Source organism: Pseudomonas sp. LTJR-52 (assembly GCF_003691465.1).
GTDB lineage: Bacteria > Pseudomonadota > Gammaproteobacteria > Pseudomonadales > Pseudomonadaceae > Chryseomonas > Chryseomonas luteola.
Genome location: NZ_CP033105.1, coordinates 1,586,342 through 1,613,262 on the forward strand (window position 1 = coordinate 1,586,342; position 26,921 = coordinate 1,613,262).

25 protein-coding genes are annotated in these 26,921 nt (G+C 54.1%); 16 read left to right on the top strand and 9 right to left on the bottom strand.

What is annotated here, in order from left to right; translation table 11 throughout:
* The first annotated feature begins 3 nt into the window (after positions 1-3).
* Complete coding sequence (gene lpxC, locus EAW52_RS07280) at positions 4-915, top strand: UDP-3-O-acyl-N-acetylglucosamine deacetylase (protein ID WP_010795310.1); 912 nt, start codon at positions 4-6, stop codon at positions 913-915.
* A 39-nt stretch (positions 916-954) separates the two neighbouring features.
* Here lpxC and EAW52_RS07285 read toward each other — a convergent pair whose 3' ends face one another.
* Positions 955-1,419, bottom strand: a complete 465-nt coding sequence (locus tag EAW52_RS07285; RefSeq protein ID WP_010795309.1) for a DciA family protein — start codon at positions 1,417-1,419, stop codon at positions 955-957.
* Positions 1,420-1,624: 205 nt separating this feature from the next.
* Here EAW52_RS07285 and secA point away from each other — a divergent pair, with 205 nt between their 5' ends.
* The 4 genes from secA to EAW52_RS07305 all read left to right on the top strand — a co-directional run bounded on the left by secA (position 1,625) and on the right by EAW52_RS07305 (position 7,345).
* A complete protein-coding gene (secA, locus tag EAW52_RS07290; protein ID WP_122041937.1) occupies positions 1,625-4,366 on the top strand; it encodes a preprotein translocase subunit SecA in 2,742 nt (913 codons plus the stop codon).
* 90 nt (positions 4,367-4,456) lie between these two features.
* Positions 4,457-5,674 (top strand): bifunctional glutamate N-acetyltransferase/amino-acid acetyltransferase ArgJ, encoded by a 1,218-nt coding sequence (gene argJ, locus EAW52_RS07295; protein WP_122041938.1) that lies wholly within the window; start codon positions 4,457-4,459, stop codon positions 5,672-5,674.
* 91 nt (positions 5,675-5,765) lie between these two features.
* Positions 5,766-6,404: a glutathione S-transferase family protein gene (locus EAW52_RS07300; protein ID WP_010795306.1), complete on the top strand. Its 639-nt coding sequence runs from the start codon at positions 5,766-5,768 to the stop codon at positions 6,402-6,404.
* Positions 6,401-7,345, top strand: coding sequence for a Nudix family hydrolase (locus EAW52_RS07305; RefSeq protein ID WP_122041939.1), 945 nt, complete (start codon positions 6,401-6,403; stop codon positions 7,343-7,345). Before EAW52_RS07300 ends, EAW52_RS07305 begins: the two co-directional genes overlap by 4 nt.
* Before the next feature lie 39 nt (positions 7,346-7,384).
* On the opposite strand, the gene EAW52_RS07310 is transcribed toward EAW52_RS07305, so the two are convergent.
* From EAW52_RS07310 to EAW52_RS07325, 4 genes are read right to left on the bottom strand one after another with little or no spacing between them, the layout of a single operon-like run.
* Positions 7,385-8,440, bottom strand: coding sequence for an ion transporter (locus EAW52_RS07310; RefSeq protein WP_122041940.1), 1,056 nt, complete (start codon positions 8,438-8,440; stop codon positions 7,385-7,387).
* On the bottom strand, positions 8,430-9,020 hold the full coding sequence (locus tag EAW52_RS07315; protein ID WP_122041941.1) for a cob(I)yrinic acid a,c-diamide adenosyltransferase: 591 nt from the start codon (positions 9,018-9,020) through the stop codon (positions 8,430-8,432). The genes EAW52_RS07310 and EAW52_RS07315 overlap by 11 nt, the downstream gene beginning before the upstream one ends.
* Before the next feature lie 17 nt (positions 9,021-9,037).
* On the bottom strand, positions 9,038-11,059 hold the full coding sequence (locus EAW52_RS07320) for a HAMP domain-containing sensor histidine kinase (RefSeq protein WP_019366764.1): 2,022 nt from the start codon (positions 11,057-11,059) through the stop codon (positions 9,038-9,040).
* Positions 11,060-11,101: 42 nt separating this feature from the next.
* Positions 11,102-12,016, bottom strand: coding sequence for a putative 2-dehydropantoate 2-reductase (locus EAW52_RS07325; protein ID WP_122041942.1), 915 nt, complete (start codon positions 12,014-12,016; stop codon positions 11,102-11,104).
* A gap of 160 nt (positions 12,017-12,176) precedes the next feature.
* On the opposite strand from EAW52_RS07325, the gene EAW52_RS07330 reads away from it, so the two are divergent.
* On the top strand, positions 12,177-12,656 hold the full coding sequence (locus EAW52_RS07330) for a YajQ family cyclic di-GMP-binding protein (protein WP_010795300.1): 480 nt from the start codon (positions 12,177-12,179) through the stop codon (positions 12,654-12,656).
* A gap of 120 nt (positions 12,657-12,776) precedes the next feature.
* Entirely contained in the window at positions 12,777-13,622 is an 846-nt protein-coding gene (locus tag EAW52_RS07335; RefSeq protein WP_019366761.1) for a mechanosensitive ion channel family protein, read from the top strand.
* Positions 13,623-13,651: 29 nt separating this feature from the next.
* Here EAW52_RS07335 and EAW52_RS07340 read toward each other — a convergent pair whose 3' ends face one another.
* Together EAW52_RS07340 and EAW52_RS07345 are read right to left on the bottom strand one after the other, a co-directional pair.
* The gene (locus EAW52_RS07340) at positions 13,652-15,388 is read right to left on the bottom strand and encodes an AmpG family muropeptide MFS transporter (protein WP_122041943.1); all 1,737 of its coding nucleotides are present in this window, start codon (positions 15,386-15,388) and stop codon (positions 13,652-13,654) included.
* Positions 15,389-15,417: 29 nt separating this feature from the next.
* Positions 15,418-15,771: an MGMT family protein gene (locus EAW52_RS07345; protein ID WP_122041944.1), complete on the bottom strand. Its 354-nt coding sequence runs from the start codon at positions 15,769-15,771 to the stop codon at positions 15,418-15,420.
* A 186-nt stretch (positions 15,772-15,957) separates the two neighbouring features.
* Here EAW52_RS07345 and EAW52_RS07350 point away from each other — a divergent pair, with 186 nt between their 5' ends.
* From EAW52_RS07350 to groL, 4 genes are all read left to right on the top strand, one after another.
* On the top strand, positions 15,958-16,971 hold the full coding sequence (locus EAW52_RS07350) for a DUF481 domain-containing protein (RefSeq protein ID WP_122041945.1): 1,014 nt from the start codon (positions 15,958-15,960) through the stop codon (positions 16,969-16,971).
* Between the two features lie 229 nt (positions 16,972-17,200).
* Positions 17,201-17,680, top strand: coding sequence for an FxsA family protein (locus tag EAW52_RS07355; RefSeq protein WP_010795295.1), 480 nt, complete (start codon positions 17,201-17,203; stop codon positions 17,678-17,680).
* Positions 17,681-17,877: 197 nt separating this feature from the next.
* A complete protein-coding gene (locus EAW52_RS07360) occupies positions 17,878-18,171 on the top strand; it encodes a co-chaperone GroES (protein ID WP_019366756.1) in 294 nt (97 codons plus the stop codon).
* Positions 18,172-18,216: 45 nt separating this feature from the next.
* Positions 18,217-19,857 (top strand): chaperonin GroEL, encoded by a 1,641-nt coding sequence (groL, locus tag EAW52_RS07365; RefSeq protein ID WP_010795293.1) that lies wholly within the window; start codon positions 18,217-18,219, stop codon positions 19,855-19,857.
* Between the two features lie 62 nt (positions 19,858-19,919).
* Here the strand turns inward: groL and EAW52_RS07370 are convergent, their stop codons facing one another.
* Positions 19,920-20,648 (bottom strand): phosphatase PAP2 family protein, encoded by a 729-nt coding sequence (locus EAW52_RS07370; RefSeq protein WP_122041946.1) that lies wholly within the window; start codon positions 20,646-20,648, stop codon positions 19,920-19,922.
* Positions 20,649-20,822: 174 nt separating this feature from the next.
* Between EAW52_RS07370 and EAW52_RS07375 the strand changes: the two genes are divergently transcribed.
* From EAW52_RS07375 to pncB, 5 genes are all read left to right on the top strand, one after another.
* Entirely contained in the window at positions 20,823-21,506 is a 684-nt protein-coding gene (locus tag EAW52_RS07375; protein WP_122041947.1) for a response regulator transcription factor, read from the top strand.
* On the top strand, positions 21,496-22,806 hold the full coding sequence (locus tag EAW52_RS07380) for a HAMP domain-containing sensor histidine kinase (RefSeq protein WP_122041948.1): 1,311 nt from the start codon (positions 21,496-21,498) through the stop codon (positions 22,804-22,806). The genes EAW52_RS07375 and EAW52_RS07380 overlap by 11 nt, the downstream gene beginning before the upstream one ends.
* A 63-nt stretch (positions 22,807-22,869) precedes the next feature.
* Entirely contained in the window at positions 22,870-23,550 is a 681-nt protein-coding gene (locus EAW52_RS07385) for a class I SAM-dependent methyltransferase (RefSeq protein WP_122041949.1), read from the top strand.
* Positions 23,551-23,552: 2 nt separating this feature from the next.
* Positions 23,553-24,278, top strand: coding sequence for a lipopolysaccharide kinase InaA family protein (locus EAW52_RS07390; RefSeq protein ID WP_122041950.1), 726 nt, complete (start codon positions 23,553-23,555; stop codon positions 24,276-24,278).
* A 318-nt stretch (positions 24,279-24,596) separates the two neighbouring features.
* Positions 24,597-25,796, top strand: coding sequence for a nicotinate phosphoribosyltransferase (gene pncB / locus EAW52_RS07400; protein WP_122041951.1), 1,200 nt, complete (start codon positions 24,597-24,599; stop codon positions 25,794-25,796).
* A 30-nt stretch (positions 25,797-25,826) separates the two neighbouring features.
* Here pncB and EAW52_RS07405 read toward each other — a convergent pair whose 3' ends face one another.
* The gene (locus EAW52_RS07405; RefSeq protein ID WP_122041952.1) at positions 25,827-26,909 is read right to left on the bottom strand and encodes a DUF1513 domain-containing protein; all 1,083 of its coding nucleotides are present in this window, start codon (positions 26,907-26,909) and stop codon (positions 25,827-25,829) included.
* Positions 26,910-26,921 lie beyond the last annotated feature (12 nt).

Sequence of the window (26,921 nt, forward strand, 5' to 3'; positions counted from 1 at the left end):
GTCATGATTAGACAACGCACATTAAAGAACACTATTCGCGCTACAGGCGTTGGCCTGCATTCGGGGGAGAAGGTATATCTCACTCTGAAGCCAGCGCCCGTAGACACCGGAATCGTGTTTCGCCGCATTGATCTGGACCCGGTCGTGGAAATCCGCGCCTGGGCCGAGTATGTAGGCGAAACCACGATGTCGACCAATCTCATTCAAGGTGGTGTCAAGGTCGGCACTGTGGAGCATTTGTTGTCTGCACTGGCAGGTCTGGGCATCGACAATGCGTATGTAGAACTGTCCGCCGCTGAAGTTCCAATTATGGATGGAAGTGCCGGTCCGTTCGTGTTCTTGATCCAGTCCGCTGGCATTGAAGAACAGGAATCTGCAAAGCAGTTCATTCGTATAAAGCGTGAAGTCAGCGTCGTAGACGGCGACAAGCGTGCGACGTTTGTACCGTTTGACGGGTTCAAGGTCAGCTTTGAGATCGATTTCGACCATCCAGTGGTCAGCGGTCGTACTCAGAAAGCTTCCGTAGATTTTTCCAGCACCTCCTTCCTCAAGGAAGTCAGCCGGGCTCGTACCTTTGGCTTTATGCGGGATCTGGAATTCCTGCGCTCTCATAACCTGGCTCTGGGCGGAAGCGTTGAAAACGCTATCGTTGTTGATGAGCACGGTGTACTTAACGAAGACGGTCTTCGTTATGAGGATGAGTTTGTAAAGCACAAGATACTAGACGCCATTGGCGATCTTTATCTGCTAGGCAAAAGCTTGATTGGCGAGTACCGGGGCTATAAGTCCGGGCATGCCATGAACAACCGCTTGCTACGTGCATTAATTGCTCAGCCTGATGCGTGGGAAGTTGTAACGTTCGAAGGCTCTAGCGATGCCCCTATTTCTTACATGCGACCAGCTGCTGCGGTGTAAGGAACGCGTGTTAAAAAAGCCACCTTAAAGGTGGCTTTTTTATTCTTCTGTCTTTTTCGGCTGCGCTCTACTGGCCAGTCGCTCAAGCGCGGCGCGCAGTGAAGGGTCTGAGATACCTTCAGCCGTGGATAGCAGGCTTTCTGCAGCGACATTAGAAAGCTCGCGTCGCGGGCCTGGCTTTCGATTTGGATCAGGGTTGGGTTTGACCTTGAACAGTATCTTTTGAAGAGCTGTAAATTCTGAAGACTGCTGAAGCTGTCGAAGCAAGCGGCGCTGCTGGTAACGCAAACGTGTAGCCCAATGTCCATCCGTAATAATGAGCAGAAGGCACCCGTCCTGCCAGGTTGCGACTTTACAGTGCTCGCGTGCTGCAGGTTGTAGCTGTGCATCGACTAGGCGTTGTAGCCGTTCGAGACGCTCTGCCTGGTACAGTAATGGTTTCAAGGGTTTGGCCTGCCGAAGCAAGGTGGCAGGCGCTACGGCAACAATAGGACGAAAAACCATGTGTGCGCACTCCAGACAGGGGTTGGCATGTTAACAGATGAACCTCATGAGTCGGATAAACCTATTCAGAAATCCGACCTTTGAGTGATGTCAACCTTTTCTCGTCGGCGTTTCCGAGTAGAATGCCCCATTGTCTTTTTGACGGCGCGGGCGATGGCACCGATCCGCCGCCCCCCATTTCTCCGAGTGGAAGACCCAAGTCGATATGTTTGCGCCTTTGTTAAAGAAACTCTTTGGAAGTAAAAACGAGCGAGAAGTAAAGCGCATGAGCAAGGCCGTACAGGCCGTTAATGCGTTGGAACAGCAGATTATTGGGTTGTCTGACGAGCAATTGCGTGCCAAGACGTTCGAGTTCAAAGAGCGTTTGGCTAAAGGCGAGACACTGGACGATATCCTCCCTGAAGCCTTTGCCGTAACTCGTGAAGCGGGCAAGCGCGTAATGGGTATGCGCCATTTCGACGTCCAGCTCATCGGCGGTATGACGCTTCACGAGGGCAAGATTGCCGAGATGCGTACCGGTGAAGGTAAGACGTTGGTAGGAACGCTGCCGGTATATCTGAATGCCTTGTCTGGTAAAGGCGTCCACGTAGTCACCGTGAACGACTATCTGGCTCGCCGTGACGCTAACTGGATGCGCCCGCTGTATGAATTTCTAGGGCTGACGGTAGGCATTGTCATGCCTTTCCAGCCGCCGGAGGAAAAACGTGCGGCTTACGCAGCGGATATCACCTACGGTACCAACAATGAATTCGGCTTTGATTATCTGCGCGATAACATGGCGTTCAGTATCGAGGAGAAATATCAGCGTGAGCTGAATTTTGCCGTTGTCGACGAAGTAGACTCTATTCTTATCGACGAGGCGCGTACGCCACTGATTATTTCTGGTCAAGCGGAAGACAGCTCACAGCTGTACATCCAGATCAATAAGCTCATTCCTCGTCTTCAGCAGCACGTTGAGGCTGTGGAGGGAGAGGAGGAGAAGGAAGGCCATTACACCATTGACGAAAAAACACGTCAGGTGGAAATAACCGAGCAGGGACACCAGTTCATTGAGGAACTGCTTACCCAGGTCGGTCTGCTGGCTGAAGGTGAAAGCCTGTACTCAGCGCATAATCTTTCTCTTCTCACTCACGTCTACGCAGCGCTTCGTGCACACAAGCTGTTCCACCGTAACGTGGAATATATTGTTCAGGACAACCAGGTCCTGCTCATTGATGAGCATACCGGCCGCACGATGCCCGGACGTCGTCTGTCCGAGGGCCTGCATCAGGCGATCGAAGCGAAAGAAGGTCTGCCTATCCAGGCTGAAAGCCAGACATTGGCTTCTACTACCTTCCAGAACTATTTCCGGCTGTATAACAAGCTGGCTGGCATGACCGGTACGGCGGACACCGAGGCGTTTGAATTCCGTCAGATCTATGGTCTGGACGTTATTGTGATTCCAACCCACAGACCGCTGGCACGTAAGGATTTCAACGACCTGGTGTATCTGACCCAGGAAGAGAAATATGCGGCGATTATCGCTGACGTCAAGCAATGCCAGGAGGCAGGTCGTCCGGTACTGGTAGGTACCGCGTCGATTGAAAGCTCCGAATACCTGTCTCATCTGCTGCAAAAGGAAGGTATTGAGCACAAGGTATTGAACGCCAAATACCACGATCGTGAGGCTGAGATCATTGCTCAGGCGGGGCGTCCCGGTATGGTAACGATTGCTACCAACATGGCTGGCCGTGGTACAGACATCCTCTTGGGGGGTAACTGGGAAGCTGAAGTTGCAGCCCTTGAGAATCCTACTGAAGAGCAGATCGCTCAGATAAAGGCCGAGTGGCAGAAGCGTCACCAGCAGGTCATCGAGTCGGGTGGCCTGCATGTGATTGCCTCCGAACGCCACGAATCGCGCCGTATCGATAACCAGCTGCGTGGTCGTGCAGGCCGTCAGGGCGACCCGGGCTCCAGCCGTTTCTACCTGTCCCTTGAAGATAACCTGATGCGTATCTTCGCGTCTGATCGCGTGAAGAATTTCATGAAGGCGTTGGGCATGGAAGCAGGCGAGGCCATCGAGCACCGCATGGTAACCAATGCCATCGAGAAAGCTCAGCGCAAAGTGGAAGGTCGGAACTTCGATATTCGTAAGCAGCTGCTCGAATATGATGATGTCGCCAATGAACAGCGTAAGGTGATCTATCACATGCGTAACACCCTGCTGGAATCGCAGGATGTGGGTGAGACGATCAACGAGTTCCGCCGTGATGCGTTGGCGCAAACATTCAGCGCCCATATTCCACCGCAATCCTTGCCTGAGCAGTGGGATGTGGCAGGGCTTGAAGAAGCGATCTATAACGACTTCGGACTCAAGCTACCGATTCAGCAGTGGCTGGATGAAGACGACAAGCTGTACGAGGAAACACTTCGCGAGAAAATTCTCGAAACGCTGGTGGCGGCCTACCACGAGAAGGAAGAGATGGCAGGTGCCGAGGCTCTGCGCAGCTTCGAGAAGCAGATGCTGCTGCGTGTCATGGACGATCTGTGGAAAGATCACCTGACTACAATGGATCATCTGCGTCACGGTATTCACCTGCGTGGCTATGCGCAAAAGAATCCGAAGCAAGAGTACAAGCGCGAGTCCTTCAACCTGTTCCAGGAGCTTCTGGAAAGCGTCAAGCGTGACACGATTCGTGTGCTCTCTCACGTTCAGGTTCGTCGTGAAGACGCTGCCGAAGAAGAGGCGCGCATGCGTCATGAGGCCGAGGAGCTGGCCAAGCGTATGCAATTCCAGCATGCCGAAGCGCCTTCCATTGCGCAGCCTGAGGTACAGGTACCGGAAGAGGGCGAAGACACGGTCGTACCCCTTGAGCCTGCACGCAACGAGCAGAAAATAGGCCGTAACGAGCCTTGCCCGTGCGGATCCGGTAAAAAGTACAAGCATTGCCACGGCAAGCTGGACTAATGCCCGGCTGACGTGCACACGCTATGACCCTATCGCCGCGACCGGCTCAGCCGCTCGCGGCGTTTCATTGTTAGCTACAGGAGAAACCTCATGGCTGTTGGTCTCGGCCCGTTGTCTACGTTACATCCTGTTCCAGGATTCGAGCTTGGTATTGCATCTGCCGGCATCAAGCGTCCTGGACGCAAGGATGTGGTTGTAATGCGTTGTGAAGAGGGTGCGCGGGTCGCTGGGGTTTTTACGACCAACGCATTTTGTGCCGCTCCGGTTGTTTTGGCGCGTAAACGATTTGCAGGTGATGTGCGTTATCTGCTGACCAACACAGGTAACGCCAATGCAGGTACCGGCGAGCCTGGAATGGCCGCTGCGGAGCGTACCTGTCAAGCGCTTGCCGATTTGACCGGGGTGGAAGCCTCAGCCATTCTACCGTTTTCAACAGGAGTGATTGGCGAGCCGTTGCCTGTCGAGAAGATCGAAGCTGCCCTGCCTGCAGCGCTGGCTGATCTTAAGGCAGACAATTGGGCCCAAGCGGCCAGCGGTATCATGACGACTGATACCCTGCCCAAGGGGGCGAGCCGGCAGTTTACCTTTGACGGGCAAACCGTCACCGTGACGGGCATCAGCAAGGGCGCCGGGATGATTCGTCCCAACATGGCTACCATGCTGGGCTACATTGCGACGGACGCAAAGGTGGCTCAACCCGTTCTGCAGGATTTGTTGCGTGACGCTTCCAATAAATCCTTCAATCGCATCACCATCGATGGCGATACCTCCACCAATGACTGCTGCATGCTGATCGCTACTGGCAAGTCATTGCTCCCCGAGATTGATAGAGCCGAAGGCGAACTGTTCGCACAGCTCAAACGAGCGATTTTCGAGGTGTCCATGGAGCTTGCCCAGGCCATCGTTCGAGACGGCGAGGGTGCAACCAAGTTTGTAACGGTGGAAGTCAACGGCGGCAAGAATCATCAGGAATGCCTGGACGTAGCCTATGCTGTGGCACATTCCCCACTGATCAAGACAGCATTGTTTGCCTCTGACCCCAATTGGGGACGCATTCTGGCGGCAGTTGGCCGGGCAGGCGTTCCGGAGTTGGATGTCAGCCTCATCGATGTTTTCCTTGGTGATGTCTGTATTGCTCAAAAAGGCGGTCGCGCCGCGAGCTATACCGAGGCGCAAGGCGCTGAAGTCATGAGCAAAGAGGAAATTGGCATTCGTATTGAATTGGGTCGTGGACATTGCAGTGAGACGATCTGGACAACGGATCTGTCCCATGAATACGTGAAGATCAACGCGGAATACCGCACCTGACGCAAAACATTCCCGATTTATTGAGGAATCGTTTCATAACGCGCCTCTCTTGTGCTCCTATAGATGCATGATTGTGGATAAGGAGAGGCGCGTGTCTCTTACCCTGGTTATCGGTAACAAAAATTACTCGTCTTGGTCGCTGAGAGCCTGGCTGGTCATGGAGCTGTCCGGTGCTACCTATGACGAGCTCCAAATTCCGCTCTACACACCAGACAGCCGTGCGCGGCTTAGACAGCACTCTCCTACCGGTAAGGTGCCTGTCCTGAAGACCCCGGAAGGCGTCATCTGGGATTCTCTGGCAATTGCCGAGTATATGGCCGAAAACTACTCGCAAGCAGGACTGTGGCCGTCTGACGCTGCCGCGCGGGCAATGGCCCGTTCATTGTGTGCTGAGATGCACAGCGGTTTTTCAGCGTTGCGTAATCATCTGCCCATGGACCTGAAGCGCCGCCAACGGCTCGCGACGATACCTGCCGAAGCTGAAAATGACATCAAGCGTATCTGTTTCTTATGGGCAGAGTGCCGTGAGCGTTTTGGTGCAGAGGGGCCGTTCCTGTTTGGTCGTGCCAGTATTGCTGACGCTTTTTATGCCCCTGTCGCTACACGCCTGAGAAGTTATTCTGTGTCTCTTGCATCCGATGCTGATGGATATGTAGATGCCATTTACGCATGGCCTGCATTCCAACGCTGGTATGAGGAGGCATTGAAAGAGAAAGAGGTTATTTCATGAGTCGAGTTCACGTCGCAGCAGCGGTTATTCGCAATCCTCAAGGTGAAATCCTGATAGCAAAGCGATCAAAGGAGCAGCACCAGGGTGGTTTGTGGGAGTTTCCAGGTGGAAAGGTCGAGCCTGGCGAGGATGTTCAGGTCGCCCTGGCTCGTGAGCTGGGCGAAGAGTTAGGTATTCAGGTAGAGGCCTGCCGTCCATTGATCCAGGTTTGTCATGACTATACGGATAAGTCAGTTCTACTCGACGTATGGGAGGTCACTTCATTTGCAGGGGAGGCCAAAGGACTCGAAGGCCAACCGTTGGCTTGGGTACGGCCACGTGACTTGCCCGACTATGAGTTTCCCGAGGCAAACATTCCTATCGTCAAGGCTGCCCGGCTACCACGCACCTATCTGATCACGCCAGGGGATCTTGAGCCGAAGGCGTTGCTTAATGGGCTTGCCAGAGCATTGGATGCAGGTATCGAGCTGGTTCAGCTGCGCACGCCTGCCTCATTCGATCCTCAATACCGTGACCTTGCAGTGGATGCGCAAGGACTCTGTGCTGGCCGTGCTCAGCTCATGCTCAAGGGGCCATTGGAATGGTTGGGTGACTTTCCGGCTGCCGGATGGCATATAACCAGCCAGCAGCTGCGCCGTTACGCTGACAATGGGCGACCTTTCCCTGAGCACCGTTGGCTGGCAGCGTCTTGTCATAATGCTGAGGAGCTTGAGCTTGCCAGGCAAATGGGAGTGGACTTCGTAACGCTTTCTCCTGTTCAACCTACCGAGTCTCACCCAGGAGCACCGACGCTGGGATGGGAAGCCGCGGAGGCGCTTTTGAAGGCATTTAACCATCCTGCATACCTGCTAGGCGGCCTAGGGCCGGCTGACTTGTCCCGTGCCTGGGCGTCGGGTGCCCAGGGGGTAGCGGGTATCCGTGCTTTTTGGCCTGCGGAGTGAACGTTGAGTTCCGGTGCTGATACGGTCACCGGAATCTATCTAACGAGGTCTGCCTGGCCCCGTTAGCTGAGAGGAGTCAGCCAGCGGGGTGGGCAGCAGTAGTTCACCCAGCTCGCTAGCCCGGCGAGCAATAACCTTTTGCTTGAATACTTCAAGGATTTCGACCAGTACTTCATCAAGATCCGTCTGTCCTCGAGGCAGACTTTCATCGAAGCTACGATCAGCAATACGGCTAGCCAACGCCTTGAAGTCTCTTGACTGCAGACCAACAACCGCCTCACGGATCAGGCGATTGACGATATCGGCAAGCGTATTGTCGAGAGACTTGGCGAGGCGATCGCCCATAGGAAGTCGCTTTAGGGATTTGATGTCCTCGTTTTCGGCTACTGCCGAGCTGATCAATTCGCTGACATAGCGATGTAGCGTAGCCTGGTTATGAGCATAGCTTTCATTGATCATGCGTTGTAGCCGCGAGGCGACTGCATCTATCAACTGCTGTTTGCGTGGTCGAATGACATCGTCGATAACGCGGCTGGAAAAGTCGTCCTGCGTACGAAGCTCTTCCTGTATCTCACCGAAGATTTTGATCATGACGCGATCGGAGATTTCCTCCATCAAGAGCTGATAGTAGTGATTGAGAAACTCGTAGAGGCGCCAATGACGAATGTCGATGAGGCCCAGCCGTTGCAGACGAATAAGCAGGGAGGCGACGCGCAAGGCTCTCAAGAGGCGGAAACCACTCAGGGGAATGCAACCTAGAACGTCATACCAGTGAATAAAAGGGTAGTACCACCATTTGCCATGACAACGCTCTGCAATGGCAATCGCCCAGCCCAGCAGTACATCCAGAATGAAAAATGCAACAAAGCAGAGATCGATTGTCTGGAAGTGTGCATGCACATAATGAGCATACCAGCCATGTGCAGTGGGGCTGGCCAGCTCAACCAGACGATTCAGCGGGCCAATCGAATAAAGGCTATCAAACAGAATCAACGCCAGATTGGCGCATACCAATACGAGAATGAATCCATCCCAGGCGGCATGGAGCCCTTCGCGGCGACGTGTCGGTGGAATGGTGGTGAGATCAGCCATCATGATGTCCCGCTTTCCGAGCCGGCTTCCACAAGCGCTCGGCAATACCCTGACGTCTACCAATGATGCGTGCGACAACAAACAGCAAGTCCGAAAGGCGGTTGAGATAAGCCATCCCTACACCCTCGAGCGGCTCGCTTAGGTTTAACGTCTGGCAACGCCGCTCGGCACGTCGAGCGATGCTGCGGGCGGTATGAGCCAACGCAACGGCACGTGAACCGCCGGGCAGGATGAAGTTCTCCAGGGGCCCCAGCTCTTCATTCCAGGTATCGATCGCCTGCTCCAGTCGTTCGATCTCATCGTAGTCCAGCGCGCGATAATCTGGCATGGCCAACTCACCACCCAGATCGAACAGGCGATGCTGGCAGGGCGCCAGGACGTCAATGACGGAGGCAAGCTCGGGGATGTGAGCCTGCTGATCCTCCAGCTCTGCAAGCAGAACGCCTAGCATGCTATTGAGTTCGTCCACATCACCAATGGCCTCGATACGAGGATGATCCTTGCGGACGCGGCTGCCGTCTGCCAGACCTGTTTCGCCTGTGTCACCGGTTCGGGTGTAGATTTTTGACAGGCGATAGCCCATGTACAAGCTCCTTGGTATCAGTTGTTGCCTGCCTCCGGCTGATTGAGCGGCAAGCGCAGGGTAAAGCAGGTGCCTTCACCAGGTCTGGAATGGACCTCCATTTGACCCTTGTGGTTGTTGGTAATGATGAAATAAGACACGGACAAACCCAGTCCGGTCCCTTGTCCCACTTCCTTGGTGGTAAAGAAGGGTTCGAAGATCCGCTTGCAAATTGATTCCGGAATCCCGATCCCATTGTCCTCAACCTGAATTTCTGCCCAATCTCCTCGGCGGTATGTACGCAGCACCACACGGCCCGTTTCGCCTTCTTCTTCATCATCCCGTTGATGAATGGCCTGGGCCGCGTTCTTCAACAGATTGAGGAGAACCTGCTCAAGTTCATTGGCAATAACCGGTACGGGGCCCAGATCCGGATCAAATTCACACTGGATATTGAGTGCGCGGAAGTCGAAACCTTCTGCCAGGTCAAAATCATTTCCAGCAATTTCGATGGCTTGGTCGATCAGGGAGGGCAGGTCGCAGGCGACCATCTTGCGGTTGCTTCGACGACTGAAAGCCAGCATGTGACTGACGATTTTGGCGGCACGGCTTCCTGCCTGATGAATCCCATCAAGAAGACGGGGGATTTCCCGTCCCTCCAGGTAGCAGTTCACATCCTCCAGTCCCACGCCGCACTCTGCTGCCTGATCGATATTCTTGGGAAGCTCTGGCGAAAGTCGGCGGCGGATATTCTGGACGTTATGCAGGATGGCACCGAGCGGATTATTGATTTCATGCGCCATGCCCGCAGCCAAGCCACCGACCGAGAGCATTTTTTCGGACTGCACCATCAGCTCTTCCATGTTCAGGCGCTGGGTGATGTCATCGATTCGGATGACGACTCCGCGTCCGGCACCGCCCATGAGTGGATAAAATGTCAGCGTGTAATGTCGGGGAGCGTCAATCAGCGCCCAGGTGACACGCTCTACTTTTTCCACACGCATATGTTCGGCAGCGCGACTTAGCTGGGGAAGAAACGGCTTGATTGAGGGGAAGGCCAGAAAAATAGGTTGATTCAACGCCTCATCCAGATTGGTGCCTGAGAGGTTGGTTGCCTCCTGGTTCCACTGCGTCACATAGAACTGTTCATCGACAGCAATCAGTGCCGATGGCATCGAGTCGATGATGCTGTTGAGGTAATTTTGAAAGCCGGTGAGCTTTTTCTCAATCTTGCCCCGTACCTGAACTTCCAGTTCGAGCTTTCGGTTCGAGCGACGTGTTTCTTCGGCCAGGGTTTGAGCCTGAAGCACTGCGGACTGGGCGTCATCACGGGCGCGTTTGAGCTGTTGCTCGCGGCCCTCGATGCGGGTCAGCATCGTATTGAAAGCATCTGCCAGCCGACCTATTTCGTCGTCACTACCCTTGCCAGCGCGCAGCGAGTAGTTTTCCTCGCGGGTAACCTGGCGAGACAGCTCTTCCAGCTGAAGGATTGGCCGGGTGATCAACAGACGAATCTGTCTGGCCACAACAAACCAGAGCAGGAGACTGAACACCAGAATGGCGATACTGGCGGTCAGCGTTCCGGTATAGAAGGCTCCGGGTAACTCGCTGCTGGCGACTAGCAGCAAATGGCCGGAGCGGCCATCTTCTTGAGGAAGCTCGATCAGTACATTCGTACGAAACTCACGCAAGCGCCAGTTTTCAAGGCTTGTGTAATGCGTAGGCAGCTTTAGCAACGTGCCATTTTGTATTTCGGCAAGTAGATGTCCGTCCTGGTTGTAGATGGCGGCCAGGCGGAGCGGGCTGTAATTGTCGAGTCGATGCAGAAGCGCTTCAGCCCGCTCCTTGGAGCTCAGCGCCTCCTGGCTCAGCGTGGGGATTGCCAGCAGCCTGCCAACCGTTTGCAACGCCTGGGGCGTCATGTTTTCCTGGGAAATCCAGTAGGCTGCTGAGATGAAGGTAATGTTAGCTACCAGCAACACAGCGCTTAACAGTACAAGAAGCGCAGCCAACAACTTCTGGCCAACCGGAAGATTTCTGAGTCGCTCGCGCAGAATCATGGCTTACATCGCTGCAATAGGATCGGAAAGGGTAGCCTGCGCTTAGTCTACCGGCAATCCATGGGTCTCCAGATGATCGATCAAGTGGCGATGGAGTTGCTCAAGGGCGCCCAGCTTGAGTCCATGGCGCTGGGCCTCTTGCAGTGCATGGCCAAGCAAAAAAACGATTTCCGTACGACGCCCATGAGTAACGTCCTGAAGCATCGATGAGGTGTTGTCGGCAGTCGCATCAATTACAGCCAGCACCGCTTCCTGAAGGCCAGGGGCAAGGTTTCCGTACCCGACTGCCTCTAATAACGCGCCCAGTTCAAGGGTGAGGGCTTTGATCTCGCCAGCGTAGGCGTTGAGCTCACCATTACGGCATTTATGGAGCACCGTTAAAGGGTTGATGGCACAGTTGATGGCAAGCTTGCGCCAGAGTTGCCCCATGATTTCTGTTGACCACTGGACCGGTATGCCCGCCTCGTTGAGCTCATCCAGCCACTCCGGTACATGATCGGGATGAGCCGGATCACCCAGCCAAGTGTGGCCTTTCCCTGCCTGGACGATGCTGAAATCGGACTCACGGAAGGCGCCTTCCGTGCTGCTTGCAAGTATGCAGCGAGCCCTCGGTATACGCTCGACTACGCGTTCCTGGCTGCCAATGCCGTTCTGCAGCAGAACCACTTCAGCGCCAGGAACGAGGCGGGATGCCACGGCTGCGACGGCGTCTTCTGCATCATAAGCCTTGCAAGCCACCAGCAGGCGTCGGATGGGGGAGGTCTCTTGAGGTGTTTCGGCAGGCAATGGGTAAAGGCTGTCCTGCTCACCCTCACGTAAGGAGAGTCCACCGGCTGCCCGGTATTGGGCCAGGCGCAAGCGGTCTTTGAAGATCAGGCGTACCGGGATACCTGCGCGAAACAAGCGCGCTGCCCATAACCCTCCCAGACTTCCAGCTCCCAGAATGTGCCAGCTCATGACGTTATACCTCGTTAGCAAAAATAGAAGGAACCCATGTTTCACGTCCGGGCAGGATGGAATTCCGGGTAATCGACCACAGTCGTTATAATGGCTGCCCCTTTTTGATCGTCAAGCCAGTCGCATCAAGTCAAGCGCCTGGCCTACATGGAGATATGACATGCCTTCTTTTGATGTAGTGTCCGAACTGGATAAACATGAAGTGACCAATGCGGTTGAAAATGCCATGAAGGAACTGGATCGCCGCTATGACCTACGCGGAAAGGGCTCCTTTGAGTTCAAAGAGCTTACCGTCACGCTAACGGCGGAAGCGGATTTTCAACTTGAGCAGATGCTGGAGATCCTGAAAATGAATTTAGCCAAGCGCAAGATCGATGTGCAGTGTCTGGAAGTTAAGGATGCTTATGCCTCTGGCAAAAGTGTCAAGCAGGAAGTTGTACTGCGTGAAGGCATCGATAAGGAGCTTGCCAAGAAAATCGTTGCCACCATCAAGGACAGCAAGATCAAGGTTCAGGCCGCAATCCAGGGTGAGCAGGTCCGCGTGACTGGCAAGAAGCGCGATGAGCTTCAGGAAACCATTGCCATGTTGCGCGGCCAGGAATTGGGCATGCCGCTGCAGTTCAATAATTTCCGTGATTAGCCCTTCTGCATGACTTGGCGTCCCGCGTGACGGGAACCTTCTTAGTACCGGTACGTCGCACTTAGCGTGACCAACTGCTATAGGCCGGTCATCTTCCATTGATTTAAGGAGAATCCAACGATGGATCTAAGTGTGCAGTTCGACCGACTTCTTGCTGCTTCTGAAGCCTGGCTGCCGGTCATACTGCAGTACATAGGGCAACTGCTACTGGCTCTGATTACCCTAGCTATTGGCTGGTGGGTTATTAATAAAGTAACAGACAACATGTCCCGTCTATTAAGGGCTCGTCGCGTTGATGCCGAGCTGCTCGGTTTCGTAGGCAGCTTGGCCAATATTGTTCTCAAAGTACTGCTCGCCGTCAGTGTGGCTTCCATGATTGGCATTGCCACGACCTCCTTTGTGGCCGTGATTGGTGCTGCAGGTCTGGCTGTCGGGCTCGCGTTGCAAGGCAGCTTGGCAAATTTTGCAGGTGGTGTGCTGATCTTGATGTTCCGCCCTTACCGCGTGGGCGAATTCATTGAGGCCCAGGGTGTAATGGGAACGGTTGATTCTGTGCAGATCTTTCATACGATCCTGTTAACGGGGGACAACAAGACAGTTACGATCCCGAACGGAACACTTTCCAATGGCATCATTACTAACTACTCACGCCAGGCCAAGCGTAAGGTGATTTTTGATGTGGGCGTGGACTATGAGGCAGATCTGCAAAAAGGGCGGGAGGTTCTGCTCAAGTTAGCTGAAGATGCACGTGTCCACCGTGATCCAGCACCAGAGGTGGTTGTTTCTGCCTTGGGTGATAGTGCAATTACATTGTCTCTGCGCTTCTGGACTAACAGTGGGGATTACTGGCCGTTGATGTTCATGCTGAACGAACAGGTCCGAGATCGACTTGGCGAAGTTGGTATCGGAATTCCTTTTCCCCAGCGTGTTCTGCATATGGTTTCAGAGAAAAAAGAGGCTGCCTAAGCGAAGCCCGCCTACTGGCGGGCTTTTTATTACGGCGGAGAAATGCTTGGCTCGCCTGTGCTTGTTTGCCGACTGGACTGGCTTCGCTGCCTTATCCAGAGCACTGCAATCAGAATCAGTGTTGGAATTCCTAATAGGGATGTGATCATGAAGAATGAAACATACCCCACATGCTCAACCATGCTTCCAGAGTATCCACCTAGCAGGCGTGGCAACAAGAGCATAAGCGAGCTTAGAAGCGCATATTGAGTTGCAGAGAAGCGAAGGTTAGTCAGGCTCGACAGATAGGCAATAAAGGCGGAGGACGCTAACCCAGCACTGAAATTATCGCAACAGATTGCAATCACTAGCAGCATGGTGTTAGCGCCTGTTGTAGCAATCAGGGCAAACAGTAAATTAGTCAACGCTGAAGCAAGACCGCCCAGAAAAAGAATCGGAAGAATACTTATCCGTGCTGTTAATACGCCACCCGCCGCGGCGCCAAGTAAGGTCATGACTACCCCAAATACCTTGCTGACGGTGGCAATAGTCTCTTTGCTGTATCCCACATCAATATAAAATACACCCGCCATCACCCCCATAACGGTATCGGATAGGCGATAGGTCGAAATTAGACCCAGCAGCATTAGGGCCTGCCATCGATAGCGCTGTATGAACTCGCTGACCGGAGTCAGCACAGGTCCCATAAGCTTGCGTCCCGAACTGGATAAGCAAAGCGCTGCGATAAGAAGGTACATAAGGCCACGAGGCCAATAGCCTCCAAAAAAGGATTTGCAGCCACCCGTTACGGCAATACATAACACGATCAATACGATGACCGAGACTGCTTGGTGTGCAAAGTCAAAGCGTGGCACTTCGTCTGCATTACAGGCGGTCTGGTGCAGATCCATTGGTTGACGGACTTTTTCAAGTAAATCCTTGATGGGCTCATAGATCCGACGACCCCAAGGAGATATGCAGCCAATAATAAACAGGGCATAGAGCAGTGCGCGTGGCCAGGCAAAATCAATAATTGCGTTGATCATGGCCGGAATGGAAACCAGCATTACCAACACAAGGGTCACAGACAGTAACTGGTGATTAAAGCCGAATCGAGAATCAGCGAGGCCCATGGGAGCGGCCAGCGGAGGTTCTCGAATCAGGAGGCTGGTAAGCAGCCCAGGCAATACCAGTAAGGCAAACAGCATATAAGTAGTCGCCCAGGCAGACTGACTGTAATTCAGGACACTTGAGCCTAATATTTCAGCCAGGAACAAGGCGCCAGCACTTGCCAGGAGCGAGGCTATTCGGTAACCCGTCATATAACAGGCGGCCAGCGCAGCCTGATGCGAATCTTCGGCAATCTCCAGCCGATAGGCGTCCACAGCGATATCTTGCGTAGCCGAAGCGAACGCTACCATTACTGCCAGTGCAATCATGGCGCTCAAGTCATATTGAGGATTACATAAGGCCATGCCCAGTAGTCCGATCCCCACCAATACCTGTGATAGCACAAGCCAGGAGCGTCGACGGCCCAGACTGCCAATGACCGGCAGGCGCCACTGATCGAGCATGGGCGACCATACCCATTTGAAGGCGTAGGCAAGACCGATCCAGCTGGCATACCCGATGGTTTCACGCGAGACGCCAGCCTCCCTCAACCAGACGGACAGGGTTGAGAAAACCAGCATCGTCGGAAGGCCTGCGGCAAACCCCATCAGCAGCAAGGCCAGACAGGCAGGGGACTTGTACGTGGCGAGGGCTTCTCGCCAGAAGTTTCTGATCATGCGAACCGGTATTTACAAAAACACACACTCTACTCGCAAGCCTGAAGTGGATTCCACCTGTGCCGACGCATGTCCACCCGATCATTGTGAAAAATGATGCCTTCAGCCCGTAATCGCTGTCGTTGCTCGATACCCGAAAGGGAATCGGACGGTAAGCTGATTCGACCATCTGCCCCGATCACTCGATGCCAGGGAAGGGTGGTCCCTTCCGGCAGACGGGAAAGTGTCCGTCCCACCCATCGAGCCGCACGGCCCAAGCCAGCCAGTTCAGCTAACTGACCGTAGCTGACAACCTTTCCAGGCGGTATTTCTGCCATGACGCCGAAAAGCGCTGCCTGGCGAGTCTCGGGTGTGTCTGAATGTTGGAAAAGGGAGTGGGTCATGGGGCTGAACTCGACGTATTTCAAAAAACAAGCAAAGAAATGCTAGGCCAGTGGAATTTGTTAATGAAAATCAGTCATATGCGCTTGGCGTGAAAAGGTTGCTCAACCTCACCCGTGATTATTTCTGCTTTCTTAACAAGGGCCGGACAAACATAACCGGTTTATATCTCTACAACGGCGTCTTTTATGTTGTCACGAACTCTCTTTTACCTTGCCGCTTTTTCAGCCCTTTCCAGTACCGCTTTTGCGGACACGGTATGGCTGAAAAATGGTGACCGCTTGACCGGGACGATCAAGCTTTTAGACAGCAAGAAGCTATTGTTGCAGACCGATTACGGTGGCTCCATTCCCTTGTCCTGGGACAAGGTGGCTACGCTGCAGCGCGATCAGCCCGTGCTGGTGCAGCGTGGTGAATACGAGGAGGATGTCGAGGTCAAGAGCCTCAAGCCTGCCGGCCAGGGTCAGGTCATTGTCGAAACGGCAGAGCAGGGCGCGCAGACCGTACCTCTGGCCAGCATCAGCCAGATTGTGCCACCAAAGCCGCTGCTGCATGACTTTACCTGGAAGGGCAACATCGATGCGGCATTGAATTACAAGCGTGCCGACAAGGATACAGACGACTACGACATCGACTTCAAGACCCAGGCTCGGCACGGTATGTGGCGTCACAATGCCCAGGGCAGTTACGACCGTGAAAAGAAGGACGGAGCGGTATCCACGGATAACTGGTCGCTTCAGTACGCGCTGGATCGTTTCTTCAATGAAAAGTTTTTCTGGCAGGGACGGCTGTCCTACGACAGGGACAAAGTTGAAGACATCGCTCGCCAGCGTAACGTTGGTACAGGCCCGGGCTATCAGTTCTGGGATAACGAGCTGGGATCCTTCTCCCTGACAGCGCTGCTGGATCGCGCCGACTATCAATACCGCGATGATGACAAGGACAGCTTCTACTCCGTGTCAATGAAGTGGGACTACAACCGTTACGTATACGGACAGACGGTTCAGCTATTCACTACTGGTGAAGTAGGACGCCCGCTGGACAATACCGCGGACTTCAGCCTGGATACGGATTTAGGGCTGCGCTACAAGGTCACCAACTGGGCGTCTCTTAACCTGAAGGCGTCAAAGCAGCTGGTCAGCGGGGCCAAGGGAAGTCTCAACGAAACCCAATACAGCGCAGGGATTGGCGTAACGTGGTAACTGCTTGTGCTAGGGCGCCCTTGTGGCGCCTTAGCTAGCCAGTAGTCAGCTGACTCCTCATCAATCCATACCTTGTAACACTCCTTTCTATTGCGCAGAAGCCCGTGTCGCCTGGCCTTGAGTGTCTATTGATAGCGTGATTCCACACGCAAGGGTTGAATTAATCCCTGGTCAACGCCACCTTGGAGTTTTGGTAGGTTCGGCCTTGGAGGCCCCAAAGGACACTGCGATGCGCAAATTCCTGTTTCTGTTTTTACTGTTTCCCCTGTTGGAACTGGCAGTCATGATCAAGATTGGCAGTTCCATTGGAGTCGGCTGGACGTTGATCCTGCTGGTCCTGAGCACTCTCATTGGTATTGGCATGCTTCGGGTGGCCGGCTTCACGACGCTTTGGCGGGCTCGTATACGTATTGCCATGGGTGAAGTGCCTGAGAAAGAGATCATGCAGGGACTGACGATGGCCGTCAGCGGCTCCTTGTTTGTCCTGCCCGGCTTTATCAGTGATGTGCTGGCGCTGCTGGTGCTGTTACCCATTACACGCAAGTTACTGATAGGGTCTGTAATGGCGCGGATCAATGTGCGCGGAGGTGGGCAGACTTATCAGCACAGACCGGGTGATTTTCATCAGAATCATCAGCGCCCCGAGGCCCCTCGCGTGATCGAAGGTGAGTACGAACGGCGAGATGATAAGAAGCCGTTTAATCACTGAATTAGAAAATTTTTTTTGCTCTGCCCCTTGAAATGATTTTCTACAACCTCATGTAGCGGACACCGTAAGGTTCTTGCCATTGGCAGGCTGAATTCGCACCTTGCATTGCAGGGTGCACCCGGCGAAGCCGGTTAAAACAAAACAGCCGGTGGTCTTCACCGGTAATTGGAAACGCTTACATATTAGGAGATACGACTATGAAGCTTCGTCCTCTGCATGATCGCGTCGTGATCCGTCGCAGCGAAGAAGAAACCAAGACTGCTGGCGGCATCGTGCTGCCGGGCTCGGCTGCCGAAAAGCCGAATCGTGGTGAAGTCGTTGCGGTAGGAACCGGTCGCGTTCTGGATAACGGCGAAGTTCGCGCTCCAGCTGTAAAGGTTGGCGACAAAGTAGTATTTGGCCCCTATTCCGGCAGCAACACCATTAAGGTTGATGGCGAAGAGCTGCTGATCATGGCTGAGTCCGAGATCTTGGCTGTAATGGAAGGCTAATTGCCGATCCCTGTTTCCACCGAATTCGTTTAGAGGAAAAAGAACATGGCTGCTAAAGAAGTCAAATTCGGCGACTCCGCCCGTAAGAAAATGCTGGTTGGTGTAAACGTTCTGGCTGACGCTGTAAAAGCAACGCTAGGCCCGAAAGGTCGTAATGTCGTTCTTGACAAGAGCTTTGGTGCTCCGACCATCACCAAGGATGGCGTTTCCGTTGCCAAAGAAATCGAGCTGAAAGACAAGTTCGAAAACATGGGTGCTCAGCTGGTCAAGGACGTTGCGTCCAAGGCTAACGATGCAGCTGGTGACGGTACTACCACTGCTACCGTTCTGGCTCAGTCCATCGTGAACGAAGGCCTGAAGGCTGTTGCTGCTGGCATGAACCCAATGGATCTGAAGCGCGGCATCGACAAGGCAACCATCGCCATCGTTGCTCAGCTGAAAGAACTGTCCAAGCCTTGCGCCGATTTCCGTGCCATCGCTCAGGTAGGTACCATTTCCGCCAACTCCGACGAATCCATCGGCAGCATCATTGCTGAAGCCATGGAGAAAGTAGGCAAGGAAGGCGTGATCACTGTTGAAGAAGGTTCCGGCCTGGAAAACGAACTGTCTGTCGTAGAAGGCATGCAGTTTGACCGTGGCTACCTGTCTCCTTACTTCATCAACAAGCCGGACACCATGTCCGCCGAGCTGGACAACCCGCTGCTGCTGTTGGTTGACAAGAAAATCTCCAACATCCGCGAAATGCTGCCGGTGCTGGAATCCGTTGCCAAGGCTGGCCGTCCGCTGCTGATCGTTGCTGAAGACGTTGAAGGCGAAGCGCTGGCTACTCTGGTCGTCAACAACATGCGTGGCATCGTCAAGGTTGCTGCTGTTAAGGCGCCTGGCTTCGGTGATCGCCGCAAAGCCATGCTGCAGGATATCGCTATCCTGACTGGCGGCACTGTGATCTCTGAAGAAGTAGGCCTGAGCCTGGAAAGCACCACTCTGGAGCACCTGGGTCAAGCCAAGCGCGTTGTTATCAACAAGGAAAACACCACTGTTATCGACGGTGCTGGCGTTCAGGTTGATATCGAAGCTCGCGTCAAGCAGATCCGTGCTCAGATCGAAGAGACTTCTTCCGATTACGACCGTGAAAAACTGCAAGAGCGTCTGGCCAAGCTGGCTGGCGGTGTTGCCGTGATCAAGGTAGGTGCGGCAACTGAAGTTGAAATGAAAGAGAAGAAGGCTCGCGTTGAAGACGCCCTGCACGCAACTCGTGCAGCCGTTGAAGAAGGCGTGGTGCCTGGCGGTGGCGTAGCCCTGGTTCGTTCCCTGCAGGCCATCGAAGGTCTGAAAGGCGACAACGAAGATCAGAACGTAGGTATCGCTCTGCTGCGTCGTGCTGTTGAAGCACCTCTGCGCCAGATCGTTGCCAACGCGGGTGGCGAGCCAAGCGTCGTAGTTGACAAGGTCAAGGCCGGTGAAGGCAACTACGGCTTTAACGCTGCGACTGGCGAATACGGCGATATGATCGAGATGGGTATTCTTGACCCGGCTAAAGTGACTCGTAGCGCCCTGCAGGCTGCTGCCTCCATTGGCGGTCTGATGGTAACTACCGAAGCCATGGTTGCTGATATCCCAGAAGACAAGGCTGCTCCGGCAATGCCTGACATGGGCGGCATGGGCGGTATGGGCGGCATGATGTAAGCCACCCAGCTACCTAGCTAAAAAAGCCCGGCCTAATGGTCGGGCTTTTTTATGGGCAATACTTAAAGCGCAGACGGGGCTGGAGCAGTCTTTTCTGGTGAGGAGGCCGGGCGGTAAAGCATCAATCGGTAAAAAGCCAAGCACACCAGCCAATCAAAAAGTGCCGTCCATATGTTATGGGAAAGAAAGTGGGCCCCTTGCATCATCCGTCCTATGGAAAAGATGCAGCCCAGCGCGAAGGCTGCAGCCAGCGCACCGCGTGCCAGCCGTGCACGGCGATCGCGCAAAAAGAAATAGAATGCAAACAAGGTAAAACCACTGGAAGCATGGCCGCCGGGCCAGCACAGATTGTTCTTGTTGGTCGCGGGGCGCTCTGACAATAACGGGGAGTAAACCTGGTCACCGCCATATTGAACCAGACTCCAGGGGCAGGGAACATCGGTCAGCTTTTTCAGTGGCATGACAAGCGCTGTACACGTACCCATTGCAAGCACCAAGTACCCCAACGACTTGCGCCAGGATTTCAGAGGTGTCCAGAAAAAGCTCAGGATCGAGCCTGCAATGGCAATAATACCGATCAGGATAACCAGCTGTTTGGCCCGATCATGCAGAATATCCTCAAGAAGGGCACTGTGTCGCCCAATAAACCCTGTGCCTGGATCATAGAATGCATCGGCCAGTGCAAAGTCGAGTCGTGTGGGCTCAACACTCAATAAAAGAATCATTACTGCCAAAGGCAGACCCAGAGCCCAGAAAAAGTTGAGCGGGCGAGAGTAAGCAGAAGCGTTCATGGGTATCCTAGAAGGAGAGAGGCAATTGTTTACAGGGAAGGCAGTTTCTATCTGAGCAGATGAAACAGGGTGCTCCTGCACAGTGCGCTGTGCCTTGTCATGCCCAGGTGAATGGGTAGTGAAAAAAATGTTAAACAGGCCTGCTGCAACCGCGCGAGGCTATGAGGTGAGTTCATGCGTATTCTGGTGGTTGAAGATAACCGCGATATCTTGAGTAATCTGATGGATTACTTGAGTCTCAAGGGATATACAGTCGACTGTGCCCAGGATGGGCTCTCAGGCCTGCACTTGGCGGCAACTGAGCATTATGATCTGTTGATTCTCGATATCATGTTGCCGGGAATCGATGGGTACACGTTATGCCAGCGCTTGCGTGAGGATGCCCGGCGCGATACTCCGGTCATCATGCTGACGGCGCGAGATCAGCTGGATGACCGCCTCAAGGGGTTTCGCTCTGGCGCAGACGATTACCTGATAAAGCCTTTCGCCTTGTCGGAGTTGGCTGCTCGGATCGAAGCGGTAATGCGCAGGACGCGTGGAGGAGGCAGGCGGCAGCTCCAGGTGGCTGATCTTGTCTATGATCTCGACACGCTGGAAGTTAGCCGTGGGGGTAAATCGCTCAAGCTAAATCCCATCGGTCTCAAGCTGCTTGCGGCGCTCATGCAAAAAAGCCCGCATGTGATTCGGCGAGAAGTCCTGGAGGAGACGCTTTGGGGAGATGACTGCCCTGACAGCGATAGTCTGCGCAGTCATATTCACCAGCTCCGCCAAGTTATAGACAAGCCCTTTGAAACGTCCTTGCTCCATACGGTACATGGCGTGGGCTACCGCCTGACGAACGATAGCGATGGAGTATAAGCAGAGCCTTTTACGCCGGATCATCATTGCGTTTGTGCTGATGACCGTAGTGGTGGGCGGCCTGTTTTCCTTTGGTATTGTCGAAGTCGTACACCTAGTTGAAGAACAGCTGATCTCCGAAGACATGAGCAACGAGCTGAATCGCATGTTGCGACGAGACATGCGAAACGGTGGTCAGCCGGTACTGGATCCTGGCATGAAGCTCTACTACGCGCCGGAAAATGAGCCACAGTCATTGCCGCCGGATCTGGTGGGGCTCAAGCAGGGCTTCAGTGAGGTCAAGGAGGGCGGTCGGTACTACTATGCCTGGGTTCGGTTCCAGGATGGGCGGCACTACATCCTTTTGCAGGATCAAAGTGATTTTGAGCGACGGGAAAAGGCTCTTTATCGGGTCGTGCTCAAAGGGTTTTTGCTCAGTGTGGCGTTGTCAGGCCTTCTCGGCTGGTTGCTGGCGCGCCGAGTCATTGCTCCGGTCAGTCGTCTAGCTCGTCAGGTTCGGCATCGTGACCAGATGCTGCTGATGGCTCCCCCGTTGGCCCCGGATTATACCAATGATGAAGTAGGGGAATTGGCAGCGGCGTTTGACGATGCATTAGGTCAGTTGCGTGATGCGCTTACCCGAGAGCAGTTGTTCACCAGTGATGTGAGTCATGAGTTGCGAACACCACTAATGGTGATTGCCACATCATGTGAGTTGCTGGCTGAGGATCCAGGCCTTGGTCCCAGAGGTAAGGCGCAGCTACAGCGAATGGTGAGCGCTACTGAGGAAATGCGGGATCTGGTGCAAACCTTTCTCCAGTTGGCCAGGGCACAGCGCGACGGGGCGGTCATTGCGCCTCGCAGTTCGCTCAGAACGATTGCCGACGAGCTGGTGCTGCAGTGGCAGGGAGCAATCGAGGCCAAGGGGCTAACCTTGAGGTATGAACCTGGGGGTTATGAACATCAGCAGACCTACAACGCCCCATTCCTGCGGTCTGTCATGAGTAATCTGCTGCGTAACGCACTTCATTACACGGATGCGGGTGAAATTCGCCTGACGTTGGAGGAGGCTGCTTTTACGGTGGAAGACACGGGCAGCGGCATTCCTGAAGCTCAACATGATGAGGTCTTCAAGCCCTTTGTACGAGGTAGTGCAAGACGTGGCGAGGGGTTAGGGCTTGGCCTCTCACTGGTCCATCGTATCTGCCAGTTGCAGGGATGGAAGGTTGCATTGACTAATCGTCAGCCAAACGGCTGCTGTTTCCGGGTTGAGTTGGCATTGCCTGAAAGCGCAAAAACGATTGACGTAATTTTCACCTGACCTTGACCCTGATTTAACGGTGCGCTCCATAAGGTGGCTTCATCTGACTTATGGAGTGCCGCCATGAAATCTACGATTGAGCTTCCCTTCTCCGAGAAGTATGACCGCGCGCATGCCGAGCAGTACTTCAAGAAACACCAGGATGGCATGGCTCGCCGCTTGTCTCATTGGCGAGATGAGCAACTTGCCCGCCGCGCCTTGAGGCTGGCGGGACAGCCCAATCTAGTCCTGGATCTACCATGCGGCGCCGGTCGTTTCTGGCCGCTGCTCGCGGAAAAACAGAATCGGATCATTATTGGCGCTGATAACTCGGCGGATATGTTGGCCGTGGCATGTGCCTCCCAGCCCAAAGAAGTAGTTCAGCGTGTGCGTACCTTGCAAACATCCGCTTTTGCTATCGATCTTCCTGATAACGCAGTGGACAGTATTTTCTGCATGCGCCTGGTGCATCACATTGCTGATAGTACCGACCGCTTGGAAATGTTCAAGGAATTCAATCGTGTAACACGCGATACAGTCATTCTGTCATTATGGGTGGACGGTAATTTCAAGGCATGGCGCCGCAAGCAGCTAGAAGCCAAGCGGCAGCTCCGCAACAAAAGTACGGGTTATCAAAATCGCATTGTTCTAAATGCCGAGCAGGTCGAGCACGAATTCGTACAGGCTGGTTTCTGTGTCGAAAAGCATCTTGATTTCTTGCCGCACTACTCGATGTGGCGTGTTTATGTTTTAAGAAAGGTTTGATTATGTCCGATATGTCTTTCCCACAGAGTACAACGTTGTCCAAGGGTACAGAGCGTTCCTTTGAAAACTGGTGGGTCATGTCGGGGGAGTGGGTCGAGGCGCCTAATGAGCGGCGGGGTGGAGAAAGCGGCGTCCAACGTATCCAGATCAATGACGGTACCATTGCCTATGCCAAACGTCAGGTAGGGCATATCTATCGGAGTCTGCGTCATCCGTTTGGGCGGCCAACGGCCCTGCGTGAACGAGATGCCTTGACCTCTATCGCCGCGCTGGGCGTGGGCGTACCGGAACTCTTGTTTTGCGAGGCTCGACGGGATGAGCAAGGCTGGCGTGCGCTGCTGGTAAGTGCCGAACTCGATGGGTATGTATCGCTGGAAGACTGGTACGCCAGCGGTGCCCAGACGCGGTATGACCAGGCGACCCGCGATATATTCCTGAAACGACTCGGCGCTATGCTGGCTCGGCTGCATAAGGCGCGCTGGCAGCATGGTTGCCTGTATGACAAGCATGTGTTCTTGCGCGTCCGTGAAACACTAGGCGAGGTTGAGTTCGATGTTGCATTACTGGATCTCGAAAAATGCCGCCGTCGGTTCTCAGCACGTCGTGCCGCTCGGCGGGATCTTCTGCAACTTAAGCGCCATTCGTCGCTCAGTCATGCGGACTGGCAGACCTTGGTCTACGGTTACCAAGCAGTATTTGGCAGGGTCATCAAAGGGTTGCAGCCATGAACTTAACAATCACAAGAACTTTGCTTTTAGTGGGTGCCCTCGGCGTTACAACAGTGGCGTTTTCGGCTTGGCATGAGCCGGGTGCAACGGTAGTCCAAGGGCATGAAGGAATCTCCTATTGCCAGACTCCGGCCAACGCACGAATGGTTAAAGCGGTTCCGTCCGATGAAAACCTCATGCTGTTCTTGTATGGGATGACCCAGCGCGCGGCAAGCGCTTATTGATATTTAACGCTGCGAAGTACGGGAAAAGGGTTTTTATTCATTCAGAGCTCGGGCATGCTGTGGATGTTTGATTTGATTACCTCGAGCGAAACCTATGGCTGATGGTATTTTTTCCCGGTGCAGCGTTCAAAGCCTTCTGGATACGGACTTTTATAAGCTCACTATGATGCAGGCTGTCCTGCATAACTATCCCAATGCGGAAGTCGAGTGGGCATTTAAATGCCGAAACAATGAAGATCTTCGACCTTACGAGGCCGAAATTCGCGCCGAGATCGAACGGCTTGCCGATATCAGTATCAGTGATGAGCAGTTAGCGTTCCTCGAGCGTATCCCTTTCATCAAGCCCGACTTTATCCGCTTTCTTCGCCTGTTCCGCTTCAATCCGCGCTATGTGCATATTGGTGTTGAGAACGGTGCGTTCAGCCTGCGCCTGCAAGGCCCGTGGCTGCATCTGATCCTTTTTGAAGTGCCGATCCTTGCGCTGATAAGCGAGGTGCGCAACCGCAATCGCTACCCTGAACAGACCTTGGAGCAAGCCCGTGAGCAGCTCTATCGCAAATTTGAGTGGCTGAAGCAGGAAGCCAGTCCGGCCGAGTTGGCCGATTTCAAAATGGCGGACTTCGGGACGCGCAGACGCTTCTCGTTTCCGGTTCAGGAGATGGTGGTCAAGGCGCTGCGAGATGATTTTCCCGGGCGTTTCGTAGGGACCAGCAATGTGCATCTGGCCCTTAGCCTGGGCGTAACCCCCCTGGGTACCATGGCGCATGAGTGGTTCATGGCGCACCAGCAACTAGGGCCAAGACTGATCGACAGTCAGATCGCTGCACTGGACTGCTGGGTGCGTGAATATCGTGGACTTCTGGGTATTGCCCTGACCGACACCGTGACCATGGATGCCTTCCTTCGCGATTTCGATCTGTATTTTGCGAAGCTGTTCGATGGCCTGCGCCATGACTCTGGTGATCCACTGACATGGGCCGAAAAAGCGATCAGGCATTACGAAAGCCTGGGCATCGACCCGATGAACAAGACCTTAGTGTTCTCCGACTCGTTGAACCTGGAAAAGGCGCTAAATCTTTACCGCGCCTTAAAGGGCCGAATCAAGGTGAGCTTTGGTATTGGCACCAACTTCACGTGTGATTTGCCGGGCGTTGCGCCAATGAATATTGTGCTCAAAATGACATCCTGCAATGGTCAGCCCGTCGCCAAGATCTCTGATGTGCCTGGCAAGACCCAAAGTGAAGATCAGGATTTTGTTTATTACCTGAAACACGTTTTTCGGGTTGCTTCCTGAGTAAAAGGCTTGATGGGTACCCGGTACCCATCAATGCAACAGCAAATGGTTATCCCACAGACCGGAAGGCAGTTCGAGTGGCTTCATCACGATCTGTATCTGTCTGCAGTCATAATGGCGGCAGCGGCCCTGACCTGAAGTCACGACAAACCCGCTTTCCACTGCGCCTACGCCTGCACAATCTGGTAGAGGTGCGTCCAGCCGCAGCATGCCACTGTCCAGATCCCAGATAAAAAAACGATTGCCTCGAGGGGCTGTCAGGGCGACCAGCCTCAATTCGTCATGTACTGCTACGCTTGCCGTGTATTGGACCATGGATTGACGCTGCGTCTCTGCCACCGGAAAGGCTTTGAAGGCTTCTCTGGGACGCTTGATTCCGAGCATGGCGGCTGCGTCGGTGGCTGCGCCCATATATTGCTGACAGGCCAGAATGGTGCCGTCCTTTGCAATGGCCAGGTGGCGAACGCTGTTCATCTGCAGGTCCAACGTCTCCTTGGAAAGGAGCTCACCTGAGCGGCTCATCAAGACCAGGCTGGGTTCCATGGCATCCAGGTTCATTTCTACCCGGCTTTCAGCCTCGGTGCGAATTCCCCCGTTGGCAACAACAAACGTCTCTCCATCCGGCATCCAGGCTACTTCATGGGGGCCCAGACCATGGGTGCTTAGCTCATGGGAGCGAATCAGGGCTCCATCACTGAAGCGATAGGCACTTAGCAGGCCACGGCCAGGGTCCGTCGTGTCGTTCTCGGTAGCGTAGAACCACGTGCCTTCTGGGTGGAAAACCCCGTGCCCATAGAAATGACGATTTGCAGGCGAGTCGAGCGTCTGGACAAGTTTTCCATCGCGCAGGTCGATTACATAGCTCTGCGTACCTGGGCGGCGAGCCACGAAGACAGCAAAGGGCTCGCTGGGGTGCGTGACGATGGCATGGCATCGTTGCGCAACCTCGGTGACGAAAACAGCCTTACCGGTGAGGCGATAGCCCACAGCAAAGTGGCGGCCATCTACATCGTCCCGGGCAGAAAGCAGCAAGGGTTCCTGGGACCCTGACGTAAACGTCCAGCGACCCAGGCGTTGCAGGTTATGGAACAGACTACTCAAGAGAGTGGACATGACAGATACCCA

What these genes read in the sequence shown, in the direction of transcription:
- lpxC (WP_010795310.1), top strand. Translation starts at nt 4, where the DNA reads ATGATTAGACAACGCACATTAAAGAACACTATTCGCGCTACAGGCGTT.
- EAW52_RS07285 (WP_010795309.1), bottom strand. Translation starts at nt 1,419, where the DNA reads ATGGTTTTTCGTCCTATTGTTGCCGTAGCGCCTGCCACCTTGCTTCGG.
- secA (WP_122041937.1), top strand. Translation starts at nt 1,625, where the DNA reads ATGTTTGCGCCTTTGTTAAAGAAACTCTTTGGAAGTAAAAACGAGCGA.
- argJ (WP_122041938.1), top strand. Translation starts at nt 4,457, where the DNA reads ATGGCTGTTGGTCTCGGCCCGTTGTCTACGTTACATCCTGTTCCAGGA.
- EAW52_RS07305 (WP_122041939.1), top strand. Translation starts at nt 6,401, where the DNA reads ATGAGTCGAGTTCACGTCGCAGCAGCGGTTATTCGCAATCCTCAAGGT.
- EAW52_RS07310 (WP_122041940.1), bottom strand. Translation starts at nt 8,440, where the DNA reads ATGATGGCTGATCTCACCACCATTCCACCGACACGTCGCCGCGAAGGG.
- EAW52_RS07315 (WP_122041941.1), bottom strand. Translation starts at nt 9,020, where the DNA reads ATGGGCTATCGCCTGTCAAAAATCTACACCCGAACCGGTGACACAGGC.
- EAW52_RS07320 (WP_019366764.1), bottom strand. Translation starts at nt 11,059, where the DNA reads ATGATTCTGCGCGAGCGACTCAGAAATCTTCCGGTTGGCCAGAAGTTG.
- EAW52_RS07325 (WP_122041942.1), bottom strand. Translation starts at nt 12,016, where the DNA reads ATGAGCTGGCACATTCTGGGAGCTGGAAGTCTGGGAGGGTTATGGGCA.
- EAW52_RS07330 (WP_010795300.1), top strand. Translation starts at nt 12,177, where the DNA reads ATGCCTTCTTTTGATGTAGTGTCCGAACTGGATAAACATGAAGTGACC.
- EAW52_RS07335 (WP_019366761.1), top strand. Translation starts at nt 12,777, where the DNA reads ATGGATCTAAGTGTGCAGTTCGACCGACTTCTTGCTGCTTCTGAAGCC.
- EAW52_RS07340 (WP_122041943.1), bottom strand. Translation starts at nt 15,388, where the DNA reads ATGATCAGAAACTTCTGGCGAGAAGCCCTCGCCACGTACAAGTCCCCT.
- EAW52_RS07345 (WP_122041944.1), bottom strand. Translation starts at nt 15,771, where the DNA reads ATGACCCACTCCCTTTTCCAACATTCAGACACACCCGAGACTCGCCAG.
- EAW52_RS07350 (WP_122041945.1), top strand. Translation starts at nt 15,958, where the DNA reads ATGTTGTCACGAACTCTCTTTTACCTTGCCGCTTTTTCAGCCCTTTCC.
- EAW52_RS07355 (WP_010795295.1), top strand. Translation starts at nt 17,201, where the DNA reads ATGCGCAAATTCCTGTTTCTGTTTTTACTGTTTCCCCTGTTGGAACTG.
- EAW52_RS07360 (WP_019366756.1), top strand. Translation starts at nt 17,878, where the DNA reads ATGAAGCTTCGTCCTCTGCATGATCGCGTCGTGATCCGTCGCAGCGAA.
- groL (WP_010795293.1), top strand. Translation starts at nt 18,217, where the DNA reads ATGGCTGCTAAAGAAGTCAAATTCGGCGACTCCGCCCGTAAGAAAATG.
- EAW52_RS07370 (WP_122041946.1), bottom strand. Translation starts at nt 20,648, where the DNA reads ATGAACGCTTCTGCTTACTCTCGCCCGCTCAACTTTTTCTGGGCTCTG.
- EAW52_RS07375 (WP_122041947.1), top strand. Translation starts at nt 20,823, where the DNA reads ATGCGTATTCTGGTGGTTGAAGATAACCGCGATATCTTGAGTAATCTG.
- EAW52_RS07380 (WP_122041948.1), top strand. Translation starts at nt 21,496, where the DNA reads ATGGAGTATAAGCAGAGCCTTTTACGCCGGATCATCATTGCGTTTGTG.
- EAW52_RS07385 (WP_122041949.1), top strand. Translation starts at nt 22,870, where the DNA reads ATGAAATCTACGATTGAGCTTCCCTTCTCCGAGAAGTATGACCGCGCG.
- EAW52_RS07390 (WP_122041950.1), top strand. Translation starts at nt 23,553, where the DNA reads ATGTCCGATATGTCTTTCCCACAGAGTACAACGTTGTCCAAGGGTACA.
- pncB (WP_122041951.1), top strand. Translation starts at nt 24,597, where the DNA reads ATGGCTGATGGTATTTTTTCCCGGTGCAGCGTTCAAAGCCTTCTGGAT.
- EAW52_RS07405 (WP_122041952.1), bottom strand. Translation starts at nt 26,909, where the DNA reads ATGTCCACTCTCTTGAGTAGTCTGTTCCATAACCTGCAACGCCTGGGT.